At 44.2% G+C, this 25839-nt stretch carries 25 protein-coding genes; 1 reads left to right on the top strand and 24 read right to left on the bottom strand.

Annotation, left to right across the window (positions count from 1 at the left end; translation table 11 throughout):
* Positions 1 to 138: 138 nt before the first annotated feature.
* The 10 genes from tsf to C0979_RS00235 form a co-directional block, all read right to left on the bottom strand.
* Positions 139 to 1059: a translation elongation factor Ts gene (gene tsf, locus C0979_RS00275; protein WP_101694081.1), complete on the bottom strand. Its 921-nt coding sequence runs from the start codon at positions 1057 to 1059 to the stop codon at positions 139 to 141.
* Between the two features lie 40 nt (positions 1060 to 1099).
* A complete protein-coding gene (gene rpsB / locus C0979_RS00270; protein WP_101694080.1) occupies positions 1100 to 1849 on the bottom strand; it encodes a 30S ribosomal protein S2 in 750 nt (249 codons plus the stop codon).
* Positions 1850 to 2065: 216 nt separating this feature from the next.
* The gene (locus tag C0979_RS00265) at positions 2066 to 3118 is read right to left on the bottom strand and encodes a C40 family peptidase (protein WP_101694738.1); all 1053 of its coding nucleotides are present in this window, start codon (positions 3116 to 3118) and stop codon (positions 2066 to 2068) included.
* Positions 3119 to 3280: 162 nt separating this feature from the next.
* Positions 3281 to 4210 carry a CPBP family intramembrane glutamic endopeptidase gene (locus C0979_RS00260; protein ID WP_101694079.1) on the bottom strand — a complete coding sequence of 310 codons (930 nt, stop codon included), beginning with the start codon at positions 4208 to 4210 and terminating at the stop codon, positions 3281 to 3283.
* A gap of 300 nt (positions 4211 to 4510) precedes the next feature.
* On the bottom strand, positions 4511 to 4642 hold the full coding sequence (locus C0979_RS12195) for a hypothetical protein (RefSeq protein WP_274602422.1): 132 nt from the start codon (positions 4640 to 4642) through the stop codon (positions 4511 to 4513).
* Between the two features lie 161 nt (positions 4643 to 4803).
* Positions 4804 to 5295: a prolyl-tRNA synthetase associated domain-containing protein gene (locus C0979_RS00255; RefSeq protein ID WP_101694737.1), complete on the bottom strand. Its 492-nt coding sequence runs from the start codon at positions 5293 to 5295 to the stop codon at positions 4804 to 4806.
* 103 nt (positions 5296 to 5398) lie between these two features.
* On the bottom strand, positions 5399 to 6325 hold the full coding sequence (locus tag C0979_RS00250) for a tRNA dihydrouridine synthase (RefSeq protein ID WP_101694078.1): 927 nt from the start codon (positions 6323 to 6325) through the stop codon (positions 5399 to 5401).
* Positions 6326 to 6375: 50 nt separating this feature from the next.
* On the bottom strand, positions 6376 to 7614 hold the full coding sequence (locus C0979_RS00245; protein ID WP_101694077.1) for a [Fe-Fe] hydrogenase large subunit C-terminal domain-containing protein: 1239 nt from the start codon (positions 7612 to 7614) through the stop codon (positions 6376 to 6378).
* Between the two features lie 130 nt (positions 7615 to 7744).
* Positions 7745 to 8365, bottom strand: a complete 621-nt coding sequence (locus C0979_RS00240) for a metallophosphoesterase family protein (RefSeq protein ID WP_101694076.1) — start codon at positions 8363 to 8365, stop codon at positions 7745 to 7747.
* A gap of 9 nt (positions 8366 to 8374) precedes the next feature.
* Positions 8375 to 10285, bottom strand: coding sequence for a BMP family ABC transporter substrate-binding protein (locus tag C0979_RS00235; RefSeq protein WP_101694075.1), 1911 nt, complete (start codon positions 10283 to 10285; stop codon positions 8375 to 8377).
* 184 nt (positions 10286 to 10469) lie between these two features.
* On the opposite strand from C0979_RS00235, the gene C0979_RS00230 reads away from it, so the two are divergent.
* Positions 10470 to 11072 (top strand): cytidylate kinase-like family protein, encoded by a 603-nt coding sequence (locus C0979_RS00230; RefSeq protein WP_101694074.1) that lies wholly within the window; start codon positions 10470 to 10472, stop codon positions 11070 to 11072.
* 54 nt (positions 11073 to 11126) lie between these two features.
* Here the strand turns inward: C0979_RS00230 and C0979_RS00225 are convergent, their stop codons facing one another.
* The 14 genes from C0979_RS00225 to C0979_RS00165 all read right to left on the bottom strand — a co-directional run bounded on the left by C0979_RS00225 (position 11127) and on the right by C0979_RS00165 (position 25648).
* On the bottom strand, positions 11127 to 11639 hold the full coding sequence (locus C0979_RS00225; protein ID WP_101694073.1) for a GNAT family N-acetyltransferase: 513 nt from the start codon (positions 11637 to 11639) through the stop codon (positions 11127 to 11129).
* Positions 11640 to 11645: 6 nt separating this feature from the next.
* Positions 11646 to 12332 carry a tRNA (N6-threonylcarbamoyladenosine(37)-N6)-methyltransferase TrmO gene (gene tsaA, locus C0979_RS00220; RefSeq protein ID WP_101694072.1) on the bottom strand — a complete coding sequence of 229 codons (687 nt, stop codon included), beginning with the start codon at positions 12330 to 12332 and terminating at the stop codon, positions 11646 to 11648.
* A gap of 10 nt (positions 12333 to 12342) precedes the next feature.
* Complete coding sequence (locus C0979_RS00215; protein WP_101694071.1) at positions 12343 to 13194, bottom strand: deoxyribonuclease IV; 852 nt, start codon at positions 13192 to 13194, stop codon at positions 12343 to 12345.
* A 45-nt stretch (positions 13195 to 13239) separates the two neighbouring features.
* Complete coding sequence (locus C0979_RS00210) at positions 13240 to 15243, bottom strand: phospholipase D-like domain-containing protein (RefSeq protein WP_101694070.1); 2004 nt, start codon at positions 15241 to 15243, stop codon at positions 13240 to 13242.
* Positions 15244 to 15266: 23 nt separating this feature from the next.
* Positions 15267 to 15548, bottom strand: a complete 282-nt coding sequence (locus C0979_RS00205) for a zinc ribbon domain-containing protein (protein WP_101694069.1) — start codon at positions 15546 to 15548, stop codon at positions 15267 to 15269.
* 57 nt (positions 15549 to 15605) lie between these two features.
* Positions 15606 to 16592 carry a hypothetical protein gene (locus tag C0979_RS00200; RefSeq protein ID WP_101694068.1) on the bottom strand — a complete coding sequence of 329 codons (987 nt, stop codon included), beginning with the start codon at positions 16590 to 16592 and terminating at the stop codon, positions 15606 to 15608.
* Complete coding sequence (locus C0979_RS11830) at positions 16589 to 16735, bottom strand: hypothetical protein (RefSeq protein ID WP_159459840.1); 147 nt, start codon at positions 16733 to 16735, stop codon at positions 16589 to 16591. Before C0979_RS11830 ends, C0979_RS00200 begins: the two co-directional genes overlap by 4 nt.
* Positions 16732 to 18747: a serine/threonine-protein kinase gene (locus C0979_RS00195; protein WP_101694067.1), complete on the bottom strand. Its 2016-nt coding sequence runs from the start codon at positions 18745 to 18747 to the stop codon at positions 16732 to 16734. The genes C0979_RS11830 and C0979_RS00195 overlap by 4 nt, the downstream gene beginning before the upstream one ends.
* A 20-nt stretch (positions 18748 to 18767) precedes the next feature.
* Positions 18768 to 19238 carry an FHA domain-containing protein gene (locus C0979_RS00190; protein WP_101694066.1) on the bottom strand — a complete coding sequence of 157 codons (471 nt, stop codon included), beginning with the start codon at positions 19236 to 19238 and terminating at the stop codon, positions 18768 to 18770.
* Between the two features lie 12 nt (positions 19239 to 19250).
* Positions 19251 to 21560 carry an ATP-binding cassette domain-containing protein gene (locus C0979_RS00185; RefSeq protein WP_101694065.1) on the bottom strand — a complete coding sequence of 770 codons (2310 nt, stop codon included), beginning with the start codon at positions 21558 to 21560 and terminating at the stop codon, positions 19251 to 19253.
* Positions 21520 to 23115: a WG repeat-containing protein gene (locus C0979_RS00180; RefSeq protein WP_101694064.1), complete on the bottom strand. Its 1596-nt coding sequence runs from the start codon at positions 23113 to 23115 to the stop codon at positions 21520 to 21522. The genes C0979_RS00185 and C0979_RS00180 overlap by 41 nt, the downstream gene beginning before the upstream one ends.
* Positions 23116 to 23277: 162 nt before the next feature.
* Positions 23278 to 24114 (bottom strand): DegV family protein, encoded by an 837-nt coding sequence (locus C0979_RS00175; protein ID WP_101694063.1) that lies wholly within the window; start codon positions 24112 to 24114, stop codon positions 23278 to 23280.
* Positions 24111 to 24539, bottom strand: coding sequence for a MarR family winged helix-turn-helix transcriptional regulator (locus tag C0979_RS00170; protein WP_101694062.1), 429 nt, complete (start codon positions 24537 to 24539; stop codon positions 24111 to 24113). Before C0979_RS00170 ends, C0979_RS00175 begins: the two co-directional genes overlap by 4 nt.
* A gap of 20 nt (positions 24540 to 24559) precedes the next feature.
* A complete protein-coding gene (locus C0979_RS00165; protein ID WP_101694061.1) occupies positions 24560 to 25648 on the bottom strand; it encodes a C45 family autoproteolytic acyltransferase/hydrolase in 1089 nt (362 codons plus the stop codon).
* Between the last annotated feature and the right edge of the window lie 191 nt (positions 25649 to 25839).

Below are 25839 nucleotides of genomic sequence, written 5' to 3'. Positions count from 1 at the left end.
CCTTTCCTGCTCTGTTATATAAGATAAAGGAGAAATATAAGGAAATTATAAGGATGGGACTATAAATGAGAAAACCCTTGAAAACACTAGGTTTTCAAGGGTCTATCAAATTCTCTTAAAAGTTATTCAAAACAGGGATTATTTACCCATCTGAGCTGCAACTTCTGCTGCGAAGTCCTCGTTCTTCTTCTCAAGTCCTTCACCAGTCTCAAAACGAACGAATTTCTTAACTGTTACGTTAGCACCGTTCTCTTTTGCAACTTTCTCTACGTATTTAGCAACTGTAAGGTCGCTGTCCTGTACGTATGTCTGGTCTAACAGACAGATCTCTTTCATCTCTTTGTTCAGACGTCCGATGATCATCTTCTCAATGATATTGTCTGGCTTGTTTGGATTCTCTTTCTTAGCCTGTGCAAGAAGAATCTCTTTCTCATGCTCTAAGAAATCCTGCTCTACTTCATCACGAGATACATACTTCGGAGACATTGCTGCTACCTGCATAGCTACATTCTTTAAGCATGTCTTGATCTCATCGTTAACAACATCTGTATCAGCCTCAACAAGAACACCGATACGTCCGCCACCGTGGATGTAAGATACAACGCATCCCTCAGCTTCGATTTTCTCAAATCTTCTGATATTTAAGTTCTCACCGATCACTGCGATCTTCTCTGTCAGAACATCTTTTACAGTCTTAGAAGCATCTTCATTCCATGCCTCTGCCATAAATGCATCCATATCTGCTGCATTTGTTGCAAGCGCCTGATTTACAACTGCCTGAACATATGCCTGGAAATCAGCATTCTTAGCTACGAAGTCTGTCTCAGAGTTTACTTCTACGATAGCTGCTGTCTTATCTTCCTTCACACCAGCCATAACGATACCCTCTGCTGCAATTCTTCCAGCTTTCTTCTCAGCCTTAGCCTGTCCGTTCTTTCTTAAGAACTCGATTGCTGCGTCCATATCACCATTTGTCTCATTAAGAGCTTTCTTGCAGTCCATCATTCCTGCTCCGGTCATCTCTCTTAACTCTTTTACCATACTAGCTGTAACTGCCATCTTCTTTTCCTCCATACATCGTGAAATTGAAATGCTAATCTTACTCTTCTACTGTTTCCTCTGCGTAAGCTTCCTCAGCAGCTTCTTCGTATCCTTCTTCTCCAGTCATTCCCTGGTTTGCTTCGATAACAGCATCTGCCATCTTGGAAACGATTAATTTTACTGCACGGATTGCATCATCGTTACCTGGGATTACGTAGTCCAGTTCTTCTGGATCACAGTTTGTATCAGCGATACCGATAAGCGGAATTCCCAATGTATGAGCTTCCTGTACACAGATCTTCTCTTTCTTAGGATCTACTACAAAGATTGCATCTGGCAGATTCTTCATATCTTTGATTCCGCCAAGGTTCTTCTCAAGCTTCTCCCACTCTTTTTTGATCTGGATAACTTCTTTCTTTGGAAGTACATCGAATGTTCCATCTTCAGACATTCTTTCGATATCTTTCAGACGTGCAATTCTGCTCTTGATTGTCTTGAAGTTTGTAAGCATTCCTCCAAGCCATCTCTCATTTACAAAATACATTCCACAACGTTCAGCTTCTGTCTTGATAGCATCCTGAGCCTGTTTCTTAGTTCCTACGAACAGGATTGTTCCGCCATCTGCTGCAATATCAGATACTGCCTGATAAGCTTCATCTACTTTTCCTACAGATTTCTGTAAGTCGATGATGTAGATACCATTTCTCTCTGTGTAGATGTACGGAGCCATCTTAGGGTTCCATCTTCTTGTCTGATGTCCAAAGTGAACACCTGCTTCTAAAAGTTGCTTCATTGAAATAACGCTCATGTTTCTTTCCTCCATTTGGTTTTTTACTTCCGCATATGTTGTAAGTCCGCGAAACCGGCTTATTTCTAAGCTTTGGCACCATCTCGGACAAACAAATGCGTGATTTTTGCGACTTTAATATGATAGCACAAAAGCCTTGCATATGCAAGGCTTTTTATCTGTACTTTCTTCTTTCTTTTTCATTCTCCAGTTTGAATGACCGGACATCACTGACAATTAGTAACGAACATAGATCATGTTGGATCGTACCGGAGAAACTTTTACCACATCACCTGTCTGAGGCGCATGAATCATCTGCCCATTTCCAATATAAATTCCGCAATGCGTGGTTGTTGTACACACATCTCCCGGCTGTGGATTGCTGACTCTTGGCCATCCCATGAATGTCAATGTCGTTCCCAAACGCGCAAATCTTCCTGTCAGGCAATAACTTACAAAACCAGAGCAGTCAAAACTATTCGGTCCGCACGCCCCCCACTGATATGGTTTGCCAAGCTGACTCTGTGCACGACCTACTACAGATCCCGGATCAACAGATGGCGCTGTATTTCCACCGCCACCTCCATTTCCCGGATTCGGGTTAGAAGGATTCGGAGTTGTCGGCCGCTGCGGATTATTCTGTGCTGCCGCCGCTGCTGCTTCCGCCTCCCGTCTCTGACGTTCTGCCTCAGCCTCTGCTGCCGCCTGCTGAATCTGCGCATCCAGATCTGCTACTTTAGCGGACTTAGATGTAATCATTGCATCCAGGTTATTTCCTTTTTCTTCATACTCTGCCTGTTTGCTTTCTATCTCTTTCTGATCCTTTTCCAGATCGCTCTTAAGGGTTTCGATTTTCTCTTTCGTCTCTACGTACTCCGCCAACTTCTGTCTGTCATAACTGTGTACATTCTGAACATATTCGGCATTATTTACAAAATCCGAAAAATCTTCTGATGCCACCAGACTTTCAAAAGCACTGGTTCCGCCGGCTTCATACATATATTTGATACGGAGTTTCATATCTTCATACTGCTGCTGCTCTTCTTCTTCCGCTACGACAAGTTCCCCTTCTTTTTTCGTAATTTCCTCCCCAACGCTAATCAGATCACTCTCAATCTGACTTAGCTCATTCATTACGGACGTCAATTCTGACTGAAGAGAATTCACTTCACTCTGGGCTTCTTTTTTATTCTGCTCCAGCTCATCCACAGAAGGAGCTGCAATAACCGGTGTCACGATCAATGAACTTGCAACCACTGCAGTAATCAGTCTGCCTCCAAATTTCTTCATATTTTCAACCATCCTTTATCAATTATTCCTCTTTTTTCCTAACGCAAAAACGATATAGTAAAACTATACCTAGAAACGATTATAGCCTACTACACCGCAAATTGCAATATTTTTTAATATTTTTGTAACATTTTCGTTCTCCCCAAAGACTCCCCGTTTCTTTTATTCCTGATCAGGAACAGTTAAAACTGGTTCTGGCTTTTCTTCAATTCTCTGCACAAATGTAAACATTGCAGCAGCCACAGTTGCACATACTACTGTGACAACCCCAAGGCGCATCATATCCTCGGCAAGCCATTCGTACAGTCGATACTCCGTCGCCAGCACCGACAATAGATTCATAGAAACATGCGCAAGAATTGGCGCTTTCACAGAACCATATTTTTCATAAATATAAGCAAACATCAGTCCCAGCAGGAATCCGTAAATCATCTGAACCAGATTCATGTGCAAAAATCCGAACACTACTGCCGAATACATAGCCGCCTGCATAAATCCCCCCTGCATACGCAGCCGCTTGAACAGGAGACCTCGAAAAACAAGTTCTTCACAAATCGGAATCAAGATAGCCAAAGACAGAATCTGAACACCAAGCGGAGCTGTATAAAGAGCATCCATCGTCTCTTCATATCCCGCGCTAACGGAAGAAAGATTTCCAATTAATATCAGATTATTCGCCGCCACACAAAATGTCAACGCCATCAGAAGCTGCGGAATATATTTCCACAGCGGCGCTTTTTTATTCGGAACAATCCCCATCATTTTCTCCCTCACTCGATCCTTGTGAAACCAAAGAAGCATCACAGGAATCGTTGCCAGCGCTGCCGCTCCCTCAACCCAGGTGGTGTACTTTGCATAAATCTTCAAGATTTTCTCATATAGTGCCATCATCACACTTTCATCCGACAGTGCGCTCATAGCCACATCATAATGAGAATACATATACATAAAACTAATAATTCCCATTGCGACCATCGTCACACCAAAACTTACCGCCCATTTTATTACAACTGGTCCCCACAGATTCCACAGGCGTTTCCCGTAACTTTCCTGCTGCATCGGCGGAACCTGACTATTCTGCTGTTGTTCCATATGCTGAGTGCCTCACTTTCCGTTTTGTCCTTCTGACATCACTTTCTCTATTCTACTTCCCATTCCCAGAACATGCAATTAAAAAACTATTAAAATTTCACAACGATTTTTCGAGATTTGCGAGTATTTTAATTGTAAACGAAGCCTTTTTCTTCAAAATTTTATTTGCTAAAATTTTCTATAACCAATCCATAATTACTTCCATACATTGCCAAGGTTTTCAACTTGTTTTTCTTCCAGCCCAATGCTATAGATTTCATCCATAGCATGAATCAACTCATGAAGAAGAGTCGCTTTCTTCTATTCTTCCTTTGCGTCTGCGTTTAATAAAATCTTCTCCGGTAGATAATGAATCTGTCCATACAGATCTCCGGCTTCATCGTGTGGGTTTGCGAATTCTTCACAAATAAAAAATGTATTTGTTTCCTGCATACTTCTGGCTTAATGGCCTTAATTCCAATTTTTTGCCGCTTATTTATCAAAGCCTGTTCTGAAATACCTGCAAAAGAAGTTTCTATTTTGCTGTAATAAAAAAGGACATTCTGACAATTTCTATCGTCAAAATATCCTTAAAACATTATTCTTTTATGGCATTATAATTTCACCTTAATTACATCTACATCCAAATCCCACAGGAATTTATCCAAATCTTTAAAGGATAAAAATACGGTTGCCGTATTCTCTAATGGATGAATTCCAAGGCTTTTACAGCGGCTTAAGTCCTTATCGATAAAGAATTCCACTGCGTGATCTGCGTCATTCATCAATCCAAAAGGTGAGACGCTTCCCTGCTTAAGTCCAAGATATTTCTCCAGTCTTTCTTCGGATGCAAAGCTTAAATTACCTCCACCCAGCTGTTTTCCCAGACTTTTTAAATCCACCTGCTTCTTCTCATCGCAGGTCACGAGAAAGTGACGCTTTCCTTTCGAATCTCTCAGAAACAGATTCTTACAAAGGGTTCCTTTTTCCGGAAGGCCCAAACGATCCATGTCTTCCATCGTATGTACCGGCTCATGTTCCACCACTTCATATTTAATTTTCAAACGATCCAACGCATCGTATACCCGCTTCTTCTGATCTTCCATCCCTATCTCCTTTCCCGGCTTTTCCCACCGGCATTTCTCCATCGTTATTCTATCGTTTCTTATTATATCGGAATCCTCTCACCATTGCAATCCCATTTCTTTTCTATTCGCCGTCAAAAAGCTGCGATACTGCCTCCTCATATCGATCAAAATGTTCCGCTTTCCGAATTTTTTTCAAAAGTTTTTCTCCTTCCTGAAAACCGCTTCCAAGATAGCTCCAGATCTCCTTCATCTTAAATAGAACATTCTTCTCTCCCATACTGCGTTCCTGATATTCTGCAAAGATCTGGTCATGGAATGCGCGGATTCTAGCCATATCAGCTCTTTGCTTCCCTTCCATTTCTTCTGTCAGAGACGGATTCTTAAGAATGCCCCTCCCCAGCATCATACGATTCACAGCCGGATATTGTTCTGCAAACTTTTTGCCATCCTCCACGCAAAAAATATCCCCATTATAACAGACCGGACATCGGCTTTCCTGTTCTGCCTTTGTAAACATTTCCATTCGGGGACGATTCTTATAAAAATCCTGCTGTACCCGTGGATGTACGATTAATTCTTCCAGTGGATACTGGTTATAAATTGCAAGCAGATGCTCAAATTCTTCCGGCTCATTTTTCCCAATTCTTGTTTTGATTGAAATTTTCACATCTGTTCCCCGATAAATGGCATCCAAAAAGCGATCCAATTCCTCCGGCTTCGCCAGAAATCCGGATCCCCGCCCTTTTGACACTACGGTTTTAGACGGGCATCCCAGATTCAGGTTTACTTCTCTGTAACCATAATATTTCAGCTTCTCTACTGTATCAAGGAACCCTTGCGCATCATTCGCCATAATCTGCGGCACAAGATACATCCCCTTATTATTCTCCGGAGAAATTTCCCGGATTTCTTTGGCGCTTAGCCCTTTCTTGGTGTGCGGCACCAAAAAGGGGGTAAAATATTTATCCATCGGCCGGAAATGTGCATGATACGCTCTCCGGTATACATCCGTCGTAATGCCCTCAAGCGGGGCAAGATAATACTTCATGTCGTTATCTGTCCTTCCTTTTCTTCTGTATTTTATCCGTTTGTTTCTCCCTAAAATACGCGAGTAAACAAACTCTCATCTTCCAAAAGCTGCTCCACCGTATCAAATCCTAAGTCTTGCAGCAGTCTCAGCACGTACGGATTTTCAAGTGGCGTATGAAACTTCGCATCAGCAGCATACTGATCAACCCACTTCTTTCCGTCATCCACAGGCACCAACCGTTTGGGTCCCCCCACGCAGCCGCCTTCACAGCCCATTCCTTCAAAAAAATTAGCATCCGTCTCTCCTGCCTGAATCCGGCGTATCAGCTCCATACACGCTTTCGTTCCGCTTGCTTTTTCACTCTTTATATTCAATGCTTCTTCCTTCGCGCTGTCGCCAAGCTGCATAACCATCTCCGACACCGCCTTGCTGACACCGCCTGCACGCGCGTACAAACGCCCTGCCGACGATGCATGATTTTTCTCATCTTCCGGCAGATCTTCTGGACGGATTCCAGCTACATCCAACAACTCTTTCCACTCTTCAAATGTCAGCACATAATCCACAGCATCCGCAATATCTGCCTCACGGGCTTCCGCTTTTTTCGCAAGACAAGGCCCCACAAAAACGGTCACTGCTTCTTTCTTCATCTTCTTGAGCATTCGCCCGCATGCAACCATAGGGGACACTGCCCCAGGAACATGGGGAAGCAGCTCGTGATATTTCCCACGTATCATACGAATCCATACGGGACAGCAGCAGCTAGTAAGCTGATAATCCCCAGTTTCCCGCACATGTTTTTGAAACTCCAGTGCCTCCTTCAATGTCAGAATGTCTGCAAAGAGTGCAACTTCTACCATTCCGGCAAATCCAAGCGCCTTGCATGCGCTTCGCAATTTTCCGGGAGTCACCCCTTCTCCAAACTGCCCTACAAAAGCAGGCGCCACCATCAGATATGCTTTTCCGGGAGAGCGGCGAACCGCCCGCATCGCAGCAAGCCCGTCTTTCGACATCACAAGGCGCCCTTCCTTACAGGCTTCTATACAATCCCCACAGCCAACGCACCGCTCTGGATTGATCCACAGTCTTCCATCCCTTTGTTCCTCAATCGCATCAAACAGGCAGCTTCTTCTACACGCCCGGTCGTAGCTGCATTGTTCGCATTCCGCAGAAGGAACCACCGGAGCATATTGTCTTGGATTAAGGAGACAGTCAAGATGTCTTGGATCATACTGCGCCGGAAGCGGCTCTTTTGCCTTCACTTTCTGTTCAAGAATATCCTCATATAATTCTTGCAGTGTTTTCATATTCCGTCCTCGATTCATCCATTTCTATCGGCGAAACTGCCGTCTCTATTTATCATTGGCCAAACCTCAGACTTTTATTCTAAAATGTCCTTCCGAGCTCTTCATTCTGATCTGCTGATATTTTCATTTCTTACCGGATATGCTTACCCGGCTCCTCATCCTCATAATCAAATATGCATCTTTCATATACATTGATGACATGCGTATCCTGATATTTATCATAGCGCTTATGCCGTCTTCCATAAGACATATGGACATGGCCGTGCAGGAAAAACTTCGGCCGGTATCGATCTAGAAGCGTAAGGAAGGCCCGAAATCCCTGGTGGGGAAGATCCATCCCGTCATTCAGCTGATATGCCGGCGCATGGGTGACCAAAATGTCAAATCCGCGCCGCCTCAACAGCTGAAGCTTCAGTTTATTCACCCGTGCCTTCATCTGCCGTTCCGTATACTGACATTCCCCCGGCTTATAGCGCATGGATCCTCCAAGCCCCAGGATTCGTATTCCCTGATGTACATAAATCTTATCCTCAATGCAAATGCATCCTTCTGGCGGCGTCTGGTTATACCTCTCATCATGGTTCCCATGCACGTACAATACCGGAGCCGATGTAAACGTTGCAATGAAAGATAGATAATTAGGATTTAGATCTCCACAGGAAATGATCAGATCAATCCCTTCCAGCTTACTTTTTTCAAAATGATCCCATAGATAAGAGGACTCTTGATCTGCAATAGCAAGTATTCTCATAAATCTTTGTTATCCTTCCTTTTTCTTCACTCCCTGCTGGGAAATCACCGGCCAAGATTGTTCGGTCAGTTCTTCCTCTTCCGGAATCGAACCAATCACATTCTGTGCCAGCCAGTCCATCGTTATGATTTCTTCCGGCGTTAAGCTCCTGCCCGGATCTGACTGCACAACGCCATCCTGAGAATGCAAAACTCCCAAAAACGGGTTCAGCTCTCCGCTGCTGATAGTTTTTCTCAAAAAGTCTACCAGCCTTTTGGTTCCTTCCGGAAGATTCTGAGAACAAATCACATCAATCACTCCTGACGACATTCCCCACCAGTAATTAATCGCCTTATTTGCAGCCGGATCATCATCGTATTTCCATGTTCCATTCATAATCGTCCGCGTCATCTGCTCATAGAATTTTCCCCAGTCCCACAGCGGCATTGCCAGATTTTTGGGCTGTCCGTCTTCCATTTGGTACAACCCAAAATACCGGGACGCTTCCGCAGGAATCACCATGTCCTTTCCCGAAATGCAAGTTGCCTTCGTTTTTCTGATGTTTTCCATAAGATCACAGTCCTTTTTTGTAGACCATTCCAGATACACCTTCGCTCGCGGATTCACGAACTGTGCTCCCAGCGCAAACGCATTGATATTAGCAATGCAGCCGTAAATCGGATAATCTGCAATGTAAGCAATCCTGTCATTTTCTGCCATGGCTCCGGCAATGGCACCCATCAAAAATTTCGCCTCATGCATTCTTGCATAGTAAGTACGGATATAGCGATGCGACGTGTGCAGCGAACAGTTGACGATCCGAAGTTCCGGATATTCAATCGCAACCTTGACACTGGCTTGGACAAAGGCAGGCGTCGTAGTAAAAATCAAATTGCACCCTTCTTCTATCGCATTTCGGATCGTCTTCTCAATCGTTTCCACTGTAACATTCTCATAATATCTGGTTTCAACCTCATCCGGGAACGTCTGCTCCAAATGAAGCCTTCCCAGCTCGTGAGCATACGTCCACGCGGAAGATTCCGGAGTCTTTTCATAGATAAATGCAATCTTCTGCCTGGTGGTGCTAAACGGAAAAAGCCTTCCCAAAATAGATTTCTTCTCCCGCCCTGGGTTCATCTTCAAATCAATATCATTCTCGGTCTCCAGAAGCCGAAACTCTTCCCAGCTCTTCCCAATCAGCCTTTTCAGTTCGCTCGTCGTCATCTCGCAGACCGGCTCATATCCATAGATCGCGATAAACGCTAAAAATGCATCCCCGGATGTAATCGCCAGTCGATCGCCATGACGCGCCTGAAATTCCGCTGAAAACCGCGTATAGATCGATTTAAAATTCATCTTTTCATCGTCGCTCCAGTATTCTCCAGGCTTCTTCCCCACTGCCGCCTGAAGTTCGTCAAAGCGTCCCTCTTCCGAAAACCAGATAGCATTGATTTTCGTCAGCTCATAAAAATCCAAAAATTCATAATAAATTTTGTTCTCTTTTTCTTCCGTGCGCTTGGGAATGATTCTTGTCACATTCCCAGGCACTGACACTACTCCATAGTATTTCATAACGCTGACTCGTTTATTGCCTTCTTCTATATAGAAACGGTTCATATATTCATAGGCTTTAATCGGCTCACGGATTCCTTCATTTTCATGGCTGGTAGAAAGAGCCGCCCACTTATGGGCAAACTCCGTATTTTCCTTTAAAATCGGCATGAAGTTTGCTGCAAATGCGTTGCTTCTTCCTTCCGTCTTCGTTCCTACAATCTGATCCATAGGAATCTGCACAAGTCCAAGCGGCACCTCCGAAAATGTCCCCCTGGTTGGAAGAATCTCATCCAACACCGGAAGGGTAGGATTCTGCTCTTGAAGTATCCGCGCCTGGTACTCTTTTTTCCCTAATTTATACGCTTTCACATACTCTGCTAACGCCATCGGTCTCCTCCTGCTTCTTTGGATCTTCAATCTACTTTTTATACAGCAACAATTATACACATTTTTAAAACGAACGGCAAATAGAATTGTTCTGCCGCCTCTTCTCCTTCTTTACACCACCCGCAGACAGTGCTACACTATAATTAACAAAATAATACTTACCTTTTACGAAGGGGGAACGGATATGAGCAAACGAATTATCACAATTGGACGGCAATTCGGAAGCAATGGACATCGTATCGGAATTGCACTGGCAGACAAACTTGGCATCCACTGTTATGACAAAGACCTCATCCAGCTGGCTGCCGAACAGATGGATATCCCTTATGATCAGCTAAAACGAGTGGATGAAAAACGCGAAAAGCCCTGGGCGTATCAGACGGATCTTGATACCTCCCTGGACCGCCGTTACCGCTATGAACACATTGACGAGAAACTATTTAGCGCACAGTCGGAAGTCATCCGCAAACTTTCTGAGACAGAAGACTGCATTATCGTCGGGCGTTGTGCTGATTACGTATTAAAGGATGTACCAACCAGCAAGCACATCTTCCTCTATGCTCCTTATGAGGTAAGAATTCAAACAGTGATGGAGCGTTACTCCACAGACGAGAAAAAAGCGGAAAAGCTGATTCGTAAAGTGGATAAAGATCGAAGCTATTATTATAATTATTACACAGATCAGTATTGGGAAGACATTGAAAACTATGATTTGTGCCTAGACACCCATGCATTCCCACAAGAAGAGCTTCTCGATCTTCTTTCCGGCATTTACAATCGTCTGTAATTGATCTAAAAACGGTGCAAATTCAAGAGTGAATTTGCACCGTTTTTCTATGCCTTATAAAATTTTTTCAAAACCAATCCGAAGATCTCCGTCTTCGCATCCACCCTTGAGATGAATCTCTCCGCAGGCCAAAAAACCAGCTTTCTCAAGCGCCCTCTGCATCGGAATATTACCGGGATGCGTATCAATTCTAACCGCTGGGAACCCAAGTTCTCCTGCCATCAAAAATCCCTGAGCGAACATCTTCCCAGCCACACCGCGTCCCTTACTTTCATCTGCCACACAAACTCGGTGCATGGATGCATATGCCCCATCGGTCAGCCATTTTCCATTAATTTCTCCATAGGACACATCCGGCGTTGTCTGAAATGCAAATACACCTAAGATCTGCCCGTCTTCCACTGCCAAATAAGCGCACCCGTCTTCAATATCCTGAATCCATACTTCTCTGGACGGATATCCTTTCTGCCACTGGTCAAGCCCCATCTTTTTCAGCTGATTCTTTGCCATCTTCGTAATTTCACACATGCGCTCCAGATCTTTTTCTTTTGCCACTACAAATTCCATCTTGTATCATTCACTCCCGATCTTTTTAATCTCCAACACCTTTAAATCTTTTTCTTCCACCAGAAACTTCACTTCCATTCCGGAATATTCCATTCCATAAACTCTTTCTTTATCTTCCTGGTATGATGGCCTTGGATCCTGAGATAAAATCTGTTCCAACTCCAACTGTTTTTCTCTAGGAAGATTTTCGAGAACGCTTCTCTCCCATTCTACCTTAAGATGATATTTTTGCGCCTCGTCTGTAAAGCCTCCCACTGCATCTTGATGACAGTCTACATAAGGAAGATAGGGCTTAATATCATAGATGGGCGTTCCATCCAAAAGATCAGCCCCGGTCACTCGAAGGATTGGCCCCTGGGGTCCCTCCCATACAATTTCTTCCAGCTTGACACTTGATAACCCCAACGGATTTGGCCGATACGGAGATCTGGTCGCGAACACCCCTACTCTGGTATTCCCGCCAAGTCTTGGGGGACGCACCATCGGACGAAAGGTCTCTTGTACCGCTTCTGAAAAACACCAGATCAACCAGAGATGAGAATATGCATCCAATCCTCGCAATGCATCCGGATTTCGGTATTTCGGTATAAACACAATCTCGGCTTTCGTATCCGCCAGCCCGCTTTGACGCGGAATCCCAAATTTTGACGGAAAATCCGTATGAATATGGGCAATTACCTTCATTTCGTTCATAACTCATCTCCTACTTTAGTAAGCTTTTAATCTTGGCAATCTCTTCTTTATGCCCTCTATCATCCAAAGGTGTCTCCAGATAAAATGGAATTCCTCTAAGCCTTGGATGACGGATCACACGAAGAAGCGGATCCATACCAATCTCTCCGCCTCCGATCACCGCATGCCGGTCCTTATGAGAGTCAAACGGCATCATACTGTCATTTAGATGAATGGCACGCAGAAGATCGAGCCCCAATATCCGATCGAACTCTTCCAATACTCCATCCAGATTCTCTACAATATCATATCCCGCCGCATACACATGGCAGGTATCCAGACAGATTCCAATCCGTTCGGGATGTAAGACTCCGTCACGAATTGCTTTCAACTCCTCAAACTTTGCTCCAATCTCTGTTCCTTTTCCGCTCATGGTCTCTAACAGTACACAGATCTTCTCCTGACCGGTTATCGCCTGATTAAGCCCGGCGATAATGTTTTGGATTCCTGCCTCCACCCCGATTCCGGTATGGCTTCCCGGATGAAATACCAGATTCTCAATTTCCAACGCATCCATCCGGCGGATATCTTCCCGGATCACCGTACATGCAAATTCATAGACGGACTCTTTCTCACTGGCAAGATTCATAGTATACGGAGCATGTGCAAGGATGGGACCAAACCCGTTCCCCCTTCGAATCTCCTGAAACTTTTGCACTTCCTCGTCACTGTATGTTTTATAAGTAGATCCTCTCGGATTTCTGCTGAAGATCTGCATGGTATTCGCTTCCATCTTCACCACATTTTTCGCTGTCTTCTCAAGCCCTGCGGCAATCGACATATGAGTTCCTATCACCAGGTTTTCTGCTGTTGTCTTCTCCATAATCTATCGCTTTCTCCTTATATTTTCTGAAGCACTGCTTCTATCCTACATTAAAAATCTCGCCCATCCAGCTACCGTCTTAAGAACTGCTATCCGAAATTTCTTCTTTGCGCTAAGTTCTTGCCTTTCTACTCCTTCCGGTACTTCATAAGTATCTTTCCCCGTCACCTTCAGAGCATGTTGTTCATATTTTTTCATTTCATCACGAAGCTGTTCATTCACTTCGCGGCTGTCCACCACAAGCATCAGCTCCGTATCAAGATAAGCACTTCGCATATCCCAGTTAAAAGAACCAATCGCCGCCAGACGATCATCAATCGTAAAACACTTCCCGTGGTAGGAAACTCCTTTGTCATATTCCAGGATTTCCACTCCAGTATCACAAATCTTCTCCTTGTTCTTTTGATAATCCATCGCACCAAATGGATTTCCATTGTTGGCAACGGAGTTGGTCATCATTTTTACATCCTTATCACCTTCGCAGACCTCATTAAGCCTTTCCAGCATCCAGTCGTCGCAGATGACATATGGAGTATGGAATACCACTTCCTCCTTCGCCTGCTTCATCAATTCCGTAATGGTATAAAATACCACCGGCTCTTTCGCCAGAATATGGGTCGGATTGGAAATCAACTGAATCTGGTTGACCGGAAGGGTTATCGATTCGTAATCGATCTTTCCAAGCTCATCTCCATACGCCTCTTTCAAAGTTTTTACTGCGTCTGCAATCTCTCCCTCTGCCTTCTTAACAGATGGATTCTGTTTCCAAAAACGGCTCTTCCCAAATGTCTTGCATTCCGGCATTTTCCATACAGATTCAAAATAAGAACGCACCTGTTCCAAAGAACTGTCCCCTGATGCCTCTTTTGTATAAACCAGCATATCCCAGTCGTAATTCTTATATCCTTTCTGGTCGCCTAGGAAAAAATCAAACGTGTTTCGTCCGCCTAGAATATACGCCGTACGATCTGCAATCAGATACTTATCGTGAAGCCGCCCCATAATGCCCCATGGTTTCCACGGCCGAACCGGGTTATACACCCGAATCTCCACATTCTCTGTCTGTGCCAGCGCAAGAAACTTCGGATTCCCCCACATCGTTGTAAGATATGGAAAACCATCCACCAAAACCCGAACCTTCACTCCACGAGCGGCAGCATCTGCCAATGCGGCAATCATCTGCGTCCCGCTGGTGTCAGAGTCAAACTCAAAAGTAGACAAAATGATCTCTTCCTCTGCCTGAGAAATCAAGCGAAGTCTCTCCTCTAACGCTTCTCCGTTATCAGAAATCACCTTTGCCCGTTCTCCTGATGGCTGATCCGAATAAAAACGCTCCACTTCAAGCTCTTTCTTTGTCTTTTCCGTCACCTTAGGCTGCCTTGCAAATGGAAGGATTGCCCCCAAAGCAAACAACACTAACACTGCTGCGATTATCACAATGACCATCTTTCGACTACGCCTCTTTTCTGCCCCTATTTCTTCCTGGCTGCCTTTCTGCTGTTTCCAAGCATTCCAGTACATTCTTAAGTACAGACAAAGGGAAACTGCCATCACGCAAACACTAACTGCTACCATCAGATTCACCGCCAGGTAAGGCAGGTTAGGAAGCAGTAATACAAGAAACATCACCAGATCTAATACTGCTGTGCAGATTTTTCCATGCATCTTTGCGCCGCCCATACGATATCCCTTATGCATCATATACGCGCCCAGGATTCCCATAATGGTTTCCTTCAATAAAAACAAAAGTAAAAGCACGCCCATTACCGGATACCGGAATGTAAAACTAAGCGCCAGCGTCCCCTGGGTCATTTTATCCGCAATGGGATCCAGAATTTTCCCAAACTCCGTCACCATGTTAAACCTTCGTGCAATCTTTCCGTCCAGGAAATCCGACAAAAACGAAAGCACCATAATTCCAGCCGCAATCTGGTAGTCCCTAACGCTGTCTGCTCGAATATATACGATCAGATAGATCGGAATCAGCAAAATCCGAAAATATCCCATCAAATTCGGAATTGAAAAATATTCACGTTTATCCCATTTCATACCTTTTTCGTCCTCTCCTGAAATTATTTCAGCTTATGTCCACATTTCCTGCAAAACGCCGCGGATTCTGCAACTTTCTCTCCACAATTTGGACAGAAGCGTTCTGTCTTTTTCTGTTTTAACTGCGTAATTTTATCAAAGAAAGCAATCAGCTCCGGAAGGGGATCCTCAAATCCCCCCTCATAGTACGCCTTTCCAAGTTCCAGATACGTCTGGCTTAATTCATCCAATTGTCCATTTCCCATCTGATTCTTCGGATTCAATTTTTCATAATTTACAAATACTGTCTCATCTTTGCTTCCCATATCCGTCTCTCTCTTTCTATGTATTTCTAACCTAAAGCTTCTTTTGCATTTCTTCTGCTAGGCCAGCTCAAATTTCATTCTTGGATCCTTCAGATAAAGAATCGTTCCTCTGGACAAGTAGTAATGGCGCTCCTTTCCAAGCGGCTGTCCACTCTCTAAAAAGCAGCAGCACCTCTCCTTTGGGGTAACGCAATACTCGCCATATACAGGAAGATAGAATACCTCCGCCAGCACTTCCTCACTCTGCTGTCCTGCGACTGACACCTGCTGCCCATCCCACACAAAGTAGACAGGAACTCTCTCTTCCATAAGGAAAACCTTTCCGGTAAATATTCCACTCTTTCCGCGCAACGCTCCCTGATAATCGCTCAGTAGATTCTGCTCCCACGCCTGCTGCTTTTGCTGCTTTTGCTGCTTTTGCTTTTCTTTCTCCAAACTCTGAATCTGGTTCAAATAGTCCTGCTCCGTCACCGGATGCGACTGTCTCCCTTGCGTTTCCCAGGGATTTTTTTTCTGATGAAATCCCTCCGGCAAAATATCATATGCGCCAGTCTGCGGAATCTGTCTGGCCTTTAACAGTCCTAAAACGCACAGTGTAAAGATTCCGGCATAGATCAGGCACCATAATACAATCGGGAGACTTCGGATCCGAAGTACATCCCCCATTCCAAAGAAATCCAGTCCACTCCGAAGTGCTTTCATTTTCTGATATACAGAAACACTGCAGATTACAACCAACACATTTATGATCAACGCTCCCCCAAATGCCGGAATATAAAACCTTCTCCAGCCTGCCGCCTCACAAAGCACCGCACTTGCAAGAATCAATACAATCAGAGCAAGAATCAGGAAGAAAAATGGTTTCATGTAGTTTTTTGCAATCTCTCCAAGTTCTCCCCATGCATCCGCTCCACTTCCGATTCCCATCTTCATCACATCTAGCAAGGAAATAGAAATTCCCGACACCTCAATCAACGGTAAAAATATCATACACCCCGACACCACAAACAATGCCGCCGCGATATGTCTCCATGTCTTCCTCATCTTTTGTCCTCCTGCTCCTCTTCTATATTCTCCAGAAGGCGCTCCCTCTGTCTTGCAAAGCTTTTGCCCGTTGCAATCAATGCCGCCAAACAGGCAATTGCTCCCGTCAATCCAATTCCTGTAAGAATCCATCCTATCATCATTCTGACAACCAACCTCCTGATACTACCTGCTGATATACCTGATTCAACAGCTCCATCTCACTGTCTGTATCGTTCTCTTTTTGCTCTTCCTGATACCATTTTTTTGCCTTCTCATAGTATTCTTCAAACGAACGGTAATCCCTCTGCCTGTTCTGCTTCTGCTCCTGCTTATCAATTTCCAGAAATGCCAGCCGTTTATAGATATTGTAATCTTCACCATATTTTTCCAGCATTTCTTTGGCATAGGTTTCTGCATCTGAAAGATTCCCCTGCTTCTGCATCAAAATCACCAGATTATTATAGGTATCGTAACTGTCCCATCCCTGATCGATCACAGTTAGAAGGGCATCAGACGCTTCCTTAAGATAGCTGTTTTCTCCACTTTTTCCCGCAAGCTTAAGATCCACTTCTACCAAACGCTGCAAAATCAACATTTGATTTTCCATCGGCAGCGCGTTCCTTGCTTCGTTTAGAATCTCCCGCTGATCCAGGTCTCTTCCCTGTTCTTCATAAAGATCCTGAATCAGGACATATGCTCTTGCTTTTAATTTTGCATCTTCGGAAATTTCAATACAGTTTCTAAAATCTTGTACCGCCTCCTCTGGTTTTCCAAGAGACTTCTTAATTTCTCCGCGGGTATAATATACAGAATCTTCCCCAAGTCCTAAGTCTATCGCCTCATTAAGAGCCTTCTCAGCCTCATTTTCTTCTCCATTATAAGCCAGCGCCACAGCATAATCCCGGTAATATACCTGATGGAATCCGCCCCGCTGGAACAATTTTTCAAAGGCTTCTACAGCTTCTTCATATTCTTCAAGCTCCATATGGCTTTCTGCTGCAAGATAATAAAGATCTGCCATTCGCTCCTGCATCAGATTCAGTTTTTCGTTCTCTTCCACATCATACTCCACAAAGGAAATACAATCTTCGTAGGCTTCCTGCTCAAACAGCGCACAGGCATTCTGATAATAGCTTTCCAAGGAAGTCGGCAAAATCCGAACTGCCTCTTCAAAGACTTCCTCCTGCCTGTCATACTCCTTGTTTTCCCGATATTCTTCCTGCTGTGCCACCAGTCTGTTATATTCTGTCACCCGTTCCGCCCGGATTCGATAAATACCATAACCGCCAATAGCAAGACATCCTGCCATTCCTATCAGCAGTCCAAAACGGACTGCCTTCTGTCTGCGAAGGAGCGCCTGATATCTCCAATCCTTCTTCGCTACATTCTGAAATGCAAGGAACATCTCAAATGCGTTCTGGAATCGTTTCTTTGGATCAATCTCCACTGATTTCGCAATAACCTGGGCAAATGCCTCGCTGGTTCTCTCCGCCAGATATTCCCGATCCAAACGATCCTTGTATCCGCTAAGCTTCTTTCCAGTCGCCAAATGATAAAGCGTAGCGCCCACACTGTAAAGATCTGCTTTCTCATCAATCTTTGCATACTTTCCAATGGAACGCTCCGACTCCTTATCCAGCGCAATAATATATTGCTCCGGAGAGGTATAACCATCTGTGTATCCCAACACTGCATTTTCATCTAAAAAGAAAGAAATATTAAAATCAATCAGACAGATATTCCCCTGTGGAGTCAACATAATATTGGCCGGTTTAATATCTCCGTGAATAACCGGAGGATTCTGACTATGCAGATAATTGAGCGCGCTGCAGATCTGCATTCCATATCGGATCAGCTCGCCTTGTGAAAATCGTCTCTTCTCTTTCAGAAGCTGACGGAAGGATTTTCCCGGAATGTAGCTCATCACTGTATAGACTTCATGGTCAATCGTCAGGAAATCTAAAACCTGGGGAAGGTAAGAATGATTCAGGTTTTTCAAAATATCCACTTCCTGACGCTTATCCGCCACAGAAAACCGTTTCCCCTTGATCTGCTTTAAGACCACTTCCTTGCGAAGCCTTTTATGATAAGCCAGATAGACGATGCCTCCACCGCCTTCTCCTAGCTTTCTTATGATTTGATATGTATCCGATAACTCATTTCCACTTCTCATCTTCTGTTCCCTTATCTTTGTTATTCTACTTCCAATAATGCTTCAAACGCTTCATCTGCAAGCAGAATTCTTGTTCCATTCTCCAGCTTTACCGCTTCCGAAATCTCATTCCCATTTACGAATGTATGATTTAAAGAATTGAGATCTTGTAAAACATAGAAATCTTCTTCCTTCCAGATCTTTGCATGATGTCTGCTGACAGAAACATTTCCCTGAATCACATAATTACAGTCCGTTCCTTTTCCCAGAAGAAAGGAGTCCGTTCCTACTTCTATCTCTTCCCCCGTCTTTTCCCGTCTAAGCCGAAGCGATACTTTCGGCGAACGGCTTAAAAATACGGTTGCTTCCTCTTCATACGCCGCCTCTTCCTGCTTCGCAATGGGTGGAATATATTCCCGAATCTTAACCGCAGGCTTCTGTCCTTTTGTTCTTTCTATCGGCGGAATCATCTTCGCCGTTTCCGCCGTCCAGCCGTTCAAATAATCGCGCATATCTTCTTCCTCCTATCGCCTGTCCTTTGCAATTCTCCGCAGGGAAATCATACTCACCACCAGACATACCACCGTCATCAGAAGTAAGATTCCCCAGCACTGCACTACGTGACCCTTCGCCGCCTTAAAGAAAGCTTCCGCCTCATGTTCCAGCATCGGATAATCTTTTTGAAGTTTCAAATCCAGCCGATTCAGCTTAGCAATACTTCCAAGCGCTTCCACAGACCATCTGCTAACTGTAAAATAAGAAATCAGTTTCCCTGCTCCTTTTAACTGGAAGAGAATTCCAGAGAACAAAAGCTGAATAATCAGCACAAAGGGGGCTGCCGCCATTGCCTTATCCCCGCTTCGCACCATCGCCGACAGTACAAAACCAAGTGCAATCGCCGCCAAAACGGTCAGCCATACCGTAAGGAACATCTCCATTGTAAAATTGTTGAAGAAAATTCCCGCCCGTTTCTTACCAATCAAGCCTAAGAAAATCATCGTAAGCGCCGCCGCCTGAATTCCGCCAAGTGCGAACTGAAATACAAACTTAGACATAACATACCCCGGAAGCCGCAGGTTTGCCATGTACTCCCTTTTTACAATCGTCCGCTCCTTACAGATCTCCTGAATCGAATTAAACAGACCAATCCAGATTCCCGAACAGCTAAGAGCAAACAACATCGACTTGGTACTTTCATAGATCTTAAAGATATCCTTATCTGCCACTACATACAAAAGGGCTGCAATCAAACATGGCTGCAGTAATAACACCAGTAACCGCTGCGTATCGTGGAACATCAGCTCCCCGTAACGCTGTGCCAGCACAAGGAACTGCTGAAATCTCGCGTTTTTGGATCGTTTCACCGGAATTGGCTTTCTCTCTCCTGCCGTACCTGAATTCTTTTCCCGCTGTCTGGCATTTCGATACTTTCTCTCGCAGGCTTCCGGATCCTCCGCAATCATATTATAAATATTCACCAGATCATCCGTCTGATAAAAAGCCTTTGCTTCCTCCACATTTCCGCAAAAACAAAGCCTTCCTCCTGGTCCCATGAAGATGATCTTATCACACAAATGAAGATTTGCCGTTGTATGGGTAACCATGATAATCGTCTTATTCTGCTGCCTTGCAAGCTTTTTCAAACTGATCATCAAGTTTTTCTCCGTTCCCGGATCCAGACCGGATGTAGGTTCATCCAAGAAGAATAACTTCGGATCGGCTAAAAGTTCCACTGCAATACTGGCACGCTTCTTCTGCCCTCCCGACAGCTTACGGATATAAGTCTTCTGATGCTCCACCAGATCTACCATCTGAAGAACCTCCAAAATCCGTTTCTCAATCTCCGACGCCCTGGTATCCTTCGGCATTCGGATTTTGGCTGCGTAATATAGCATCTTCTTAAGCGTCAGATTTTCATAAATAATATCCTGCTGCGGTACAAATCCGATCATATTCTTTAACATCTGAAAGTGTTCCACCAGATCTGTACCATTACAATATACCTTGCCCGCAAAATCCGGTTCAAATCCGCTGATCGCATTCATCAGCGTCGTCTTTCCCGCACCGGATCCTCCAATGATTGCCACAAATTCATTTCCCTCAATCTCACAGCTTACATGATTTAAGATGCGCTTTTTCTTTGATCCCTTTCCGACTTCCTTCGTGACATCACGTACCTGAAGAGAGATTCCTTCGGGCGCTGTTTTATAATAGATTCCATTTTGACAGAACAGAAGCTGGAAGCCTAGAATCTGAATTACATCCTTATCCTGAAGTTTTCTTCTTCCCGTTACCCGCTCTCCGTTTACTAATACTCCATTCACACTGCCGGAATCTTCCAGTACACAAGTGCCCTGTATCCTGCCGATTCTGCAATGCACACGGGAAATTCCCGGTCCCGGAAGACAGATATCATTAGAAGAATCCCTTCCAATCGTTATAACTTCTCTGCTCAAAGGCTTCCATTTCCACACTTCCCGCTTTTCACTAACCGAATACAGAAGCAAAACCCGGTTCCGCGACTGTTGTAAATTACCGATACAGAGAATATCCTTATCATATACTTCCACCATACCATCTTGTTTCGCTAGAAGTCGTCTTCCGCTTCCCAATCCTAGAAAGGTTCCGTTCCTGCTGTCTTCATCCTGATACATCAGCCGTCCATTCTCTAACAGCATTGTCCCCTGAATCTTGGAAACAATCGCGTCCGTCATCACAACGTCGCAGATGGATTCATCTCTTCCCAATACCAGCTTCTGCTTTTGATATTGTCCAAGTGAGATCTCACTTAATTTACCGTTTGTATCTATGATTGTCAGAATCTGTTCTCTCATTGTCCTCTTTCTCCTTTAGACGGATCACTCCCCATTTTCCATCCTTCTTTACCCAGCATTTTCCGTCGTGCACCGGACGAATCTCTTCGAATACGCCTGCCGAAATCACGACTTTTCCGGAAGTGTCCCGAAGTTCCCATTTTCCCTTTTTGCAAAGTGGCACATATCCATCCGAAGCCGCGTAACAGAACTCCTCTTCTTCCGGCTTACTTACGGTGTCATAACTGAACACGTAAGATTCGTAAGTACAGGAAGCATCGTATTCAAACGGAATCACCGTCTTTCCTTTCTCGTCAATATAGCCCCATTTTCCATCCTTCTTTGCCGCAGCCACTCCTTCGGAAGCCACTCCACATTCTTCATAAATAAAATCTGTCAGCAGCTCCCCTTCCGGATCACAGAGCGCATATTTACTTTTCAGTTCCTCGTACCACTGGCGATCATTCTGATCCCCATTATACAATTCCTCCGAACGCTTCACAGGAATCACCGCTTCCGGCTTCTTCTGATACTCCATCCCCATTGAGATGGCTTCTGCTGCTTCGGCTACATTATGAAGTCCGTCACAGTAATAAAATCCCCCCCGATAAAGCTGGGCATCTCCAAAGACTGCAACTGCCGGCTTTACCTTCTTGTCCTCTTCCACAAAATAATAATCCGACATCTCAGTATCATACTCTGGCTCATACACCGGCTCCTTCGTCTCTAATTCATAATATTTCCAAATACAGCCCACGCCTTGGTACTTTACTTCCGCCGCCAGCTTTCCATCCATTCCGATAATTCCATAAGCATCCTTTCTCTTTAGGACTGCATAGGACGTATTCATCTGCCTGTTTAACGCATTCCAGGAGTAATCTTTCATATTTTCATCTTTCAGATAATAAATATCATCCGCCTCTATTTTGGGCTCTACTGCCCAGGTATAAGCTTTTTTACTATTGGTTTTCCCATCCTCGCCTTCTTGCTTCTCCGGATCTTTCTGTCCGTTTTTATCCGGATCTTTTTCCGGCTTCTTATCGTTTTCTTCTGCATTTTGATCTGCGGTCTGACTCTCTTCTCCAACCTCTTCTCTTTGCTTGGAAGGATCTTTTTGACTTTCTCCTTCTGCCAGGATTTCCTCCGCCTTCTCATACTCTTCCTGCTCTTCATAAATCCATGCCAGCTTCTCATAAGGCTCCTGTTCTTTCGGCGCCACTTTCACAGCCCTTAAATACGCCGCTTCCGCATTTTCATAATCCAGATCTTCCAGATACTTCTCAGCCTGCGCAATATATTTCTTATAATCTCTCTTCTCCTTGTGTGCCATCAAGGTAAAAGAAGACGCCGCACAAAGTCCCATAATAAGAAAAGCCGCCGTGATCACAACCCATCTACGGCCGCTCCAGCTGCCCTTATTCTTCTTTCCAACAGCTTTCTCATTCCTTCTATCTTCGTTTCCTTCTGCTTCCCAGAATCCGCCTTTGCTCACAGGATCCTGCAAAAATTCCGCCCCGCATTTTTTGCAAAATTTTACATCATCCTTATTTTCCGTTCCACACTGTCTACAAAACATACCTTATCCTCACTATATAGACTGCTTTCTTTCTCAAAATACTATATAGGGTATTATACAGCGGCTGTTTTTTCAATTCAAGTCATTTAAAAGAGAAAAGAACCCTCCAGGGAGTCAATTGAGATGCTCCCGGAAGGATCCTTTTGTCTATTTTCATTCTTTCTATTTTTCACAGAAGCATATTCCAAATGCTTCCGGACCAATATGCGTTCCGATTGCAGGACCGATCTGACGCCGTGCCTGAATCTGATATCCTTTCTTCTCCAGCCGCTGTTCCAGCTTCCCACAGTTTTCTTCTCCGTAAGAAAACAGAGAATAGATTGGGTACTGCTCATCAATCTGTGCTTCTTCCACCTTTTTCTGCAAAAATCCCAGCGTTCGATTTATGCCAAGCCCTTTGCCGATCACATCAACCTTTCCTTCTTTGTTTACCGTAATGACAGGCTTAATATTCGCCATCTCTCCGATCGCCGCGGCGGCCTTACTGATTCTTCCGCCCATAGCCAGATACTCCAGTGTATCCAGAGCCGCAAAAATCCTGGTTCTTCCCTTTACTTCTTCCAGCTCCTCTACAATCTCTTCTGCCGTCTTCCCCTGTGCGATCCGCTTAAGCGCTGTGTCACACAGCATCTGAACCGCCACAACCGCACTTAAGGAATCCACCAAATAAATCTTTTCATATTCCACCATATTACGTGCCAAAAGTGCACTCTGATATGTGCCGCTTAATGCAGAGGACAACAGGATACAGATCAGTTCATCCCCATTTTTCTTAACTTCCTCAAAAACATTTAAAAACTCCTGCGGGGATGGCTGGGATGTCTTAGGAAATACTTTCCCGGACGTTAATTTCTGATAAAATTTATCCCGTTTTAGATTCACTCCATCCAAATACTGCTCTTCCTCAAAGTTTACCTGTAATGGCACCAGATATAATCCTCTCTCCTTAATTTCCTCCTGGGAAAAATCTGCTGCCGAATCTACCAATACTCGAATCATACGATCTCCTCTCCTGCAATCTGTGCAATCAAATTGAAAAGCTTTAACGCCTGATTGGCATTTTCCTCTCCAATTCGATCTACCAGCTTATTTACAATACTCAAAATATGCTCGTGCTGTTCCCGGTATAAAATCATCTTATCCTCATTCAGCGCGATAAAAATCTGTCTCTTGTCCTTTTCTGAACGCTGTCTGTGAATCCAGCCCTTTTGCTCCATACTGATTAGCGTGCGGTTCATCTGTGATTTCTGCATCTTCGTCCATCCACACAAATCCGTTGCTGTAATATTTCTCTCCTTATTATGATAGAGCATCCGGCAGATCAGCGCCTCGTTTAACGGCATCTCTGATACAATACGTTCATTATTAATTGCGGTTGTCAACTGGATCCATGCGTCTAAAATCTGCTCATTCAATTCGTTCATATATCATCCCTCAAAAACATTTACTTTTCTGGTTCTTCGACAGAGTATATGTATGTATTCTCATAATCCTGTCCCATACATATTGTAGCAGATAATGTCTCCATATCATAGACCACAGACCACTGTGTTGCACTGATATCACCATCGTCCGTTCTGTGCGGATCCTGCGAAGCTGCCTGAAGAAGATCCATTGCCTCCTCGGAATTTACGATACCGTTCTGTTCTTCCAATGTATCCATTAAAATGGCGTAGCGATCCTGCCCTTTTCCAAAATCATAATCCCCTGGCGTCAGCAAAAAGTTGGTTGCTGCCTGATAGGATTCCTCTGATCTTACCACCTTCATCTCGTTATCAATATACTCAACCACTACAGAATTCCCGGATGCATCCGCAATCTGGAAATGATAGCAGCTGTTGGCACTGGAATGCATGTCATACTGCTTCAAAAGTTCTACCGCTTCCTCCACCGTCGCCGCCTGGTCTAAGAGCATTCGAATCGCTGTTGTTGTGGTAATGTCTACCTTCTCTGTCTGCTGATTGGTAGGCTCTGTGTCGATCAAAAGCACACCTACACAAAGACCTCTCTCATTCATTCCATCTAACGGTGCATACGGAGCCGCCAATGTCAGAAGTGCATCCTTCATATTGTCCGGAAGCTTCTCTTCACCATAGCCAATGAATCCAAGGTTCACCATAGAGATCGATGCATACCCATCTTCCGGCTGGGTTCGTACAAACATTCCCGGTGATGCATTTAAGTCAAAGTTTCGTCCGAACAGATAACCATCCGACTCTTCATTTTTCGCCAAAAATGTAGAACATCCCAGACTCGGAATATTGATTTCTAACGGCAGACCTTTCAGCAATCTGTCAACTACAAATTTCACCAGTTCCTGATCATTGCAAGCGCCCACTTCCAAGAATTCATCCATTCCGTAGTCGCCCTTATATTCCATAGTATACAATGGATGTTCATCAAGTTTTTCGATGGAATTCAATGTACGAACCTCCCTGTGAAACATTCCGGTGAATACACCTGCGAAAATCAAAATCACCGACAAAATGGTAATTCCCGTAATTTTTAAAATCCGTTTTATTCTTTTGTTCATAATTTTCTCCCTGTTAATTCATTTAGTTCACTTTGCAAACAGTTCACATTATAAACTATTCAAAAGGATTGTCAAGAGGAAAATTTTATAAGTGGTTTGTAGAGTAGGTTAGAGGGCATTTGCCCTCTTTCCCCTCATCAAACCGTGCATGAGGTTCTCCCTCACACGGCTTTCCGACATTCTTCTTTCTA

It is taken from the genome of Dorea phocaeensis, from assembly GCF_900240315.1.
Lineage (GTDB): Bacteria > Bacillota > Clostridia > Lachnospirales > Lachnospiraceae > Dorea_B > Dorea_B phocaeensis.
This window is presented reverse-complemented; position numbering and strand designations above follow the sequence as displayed.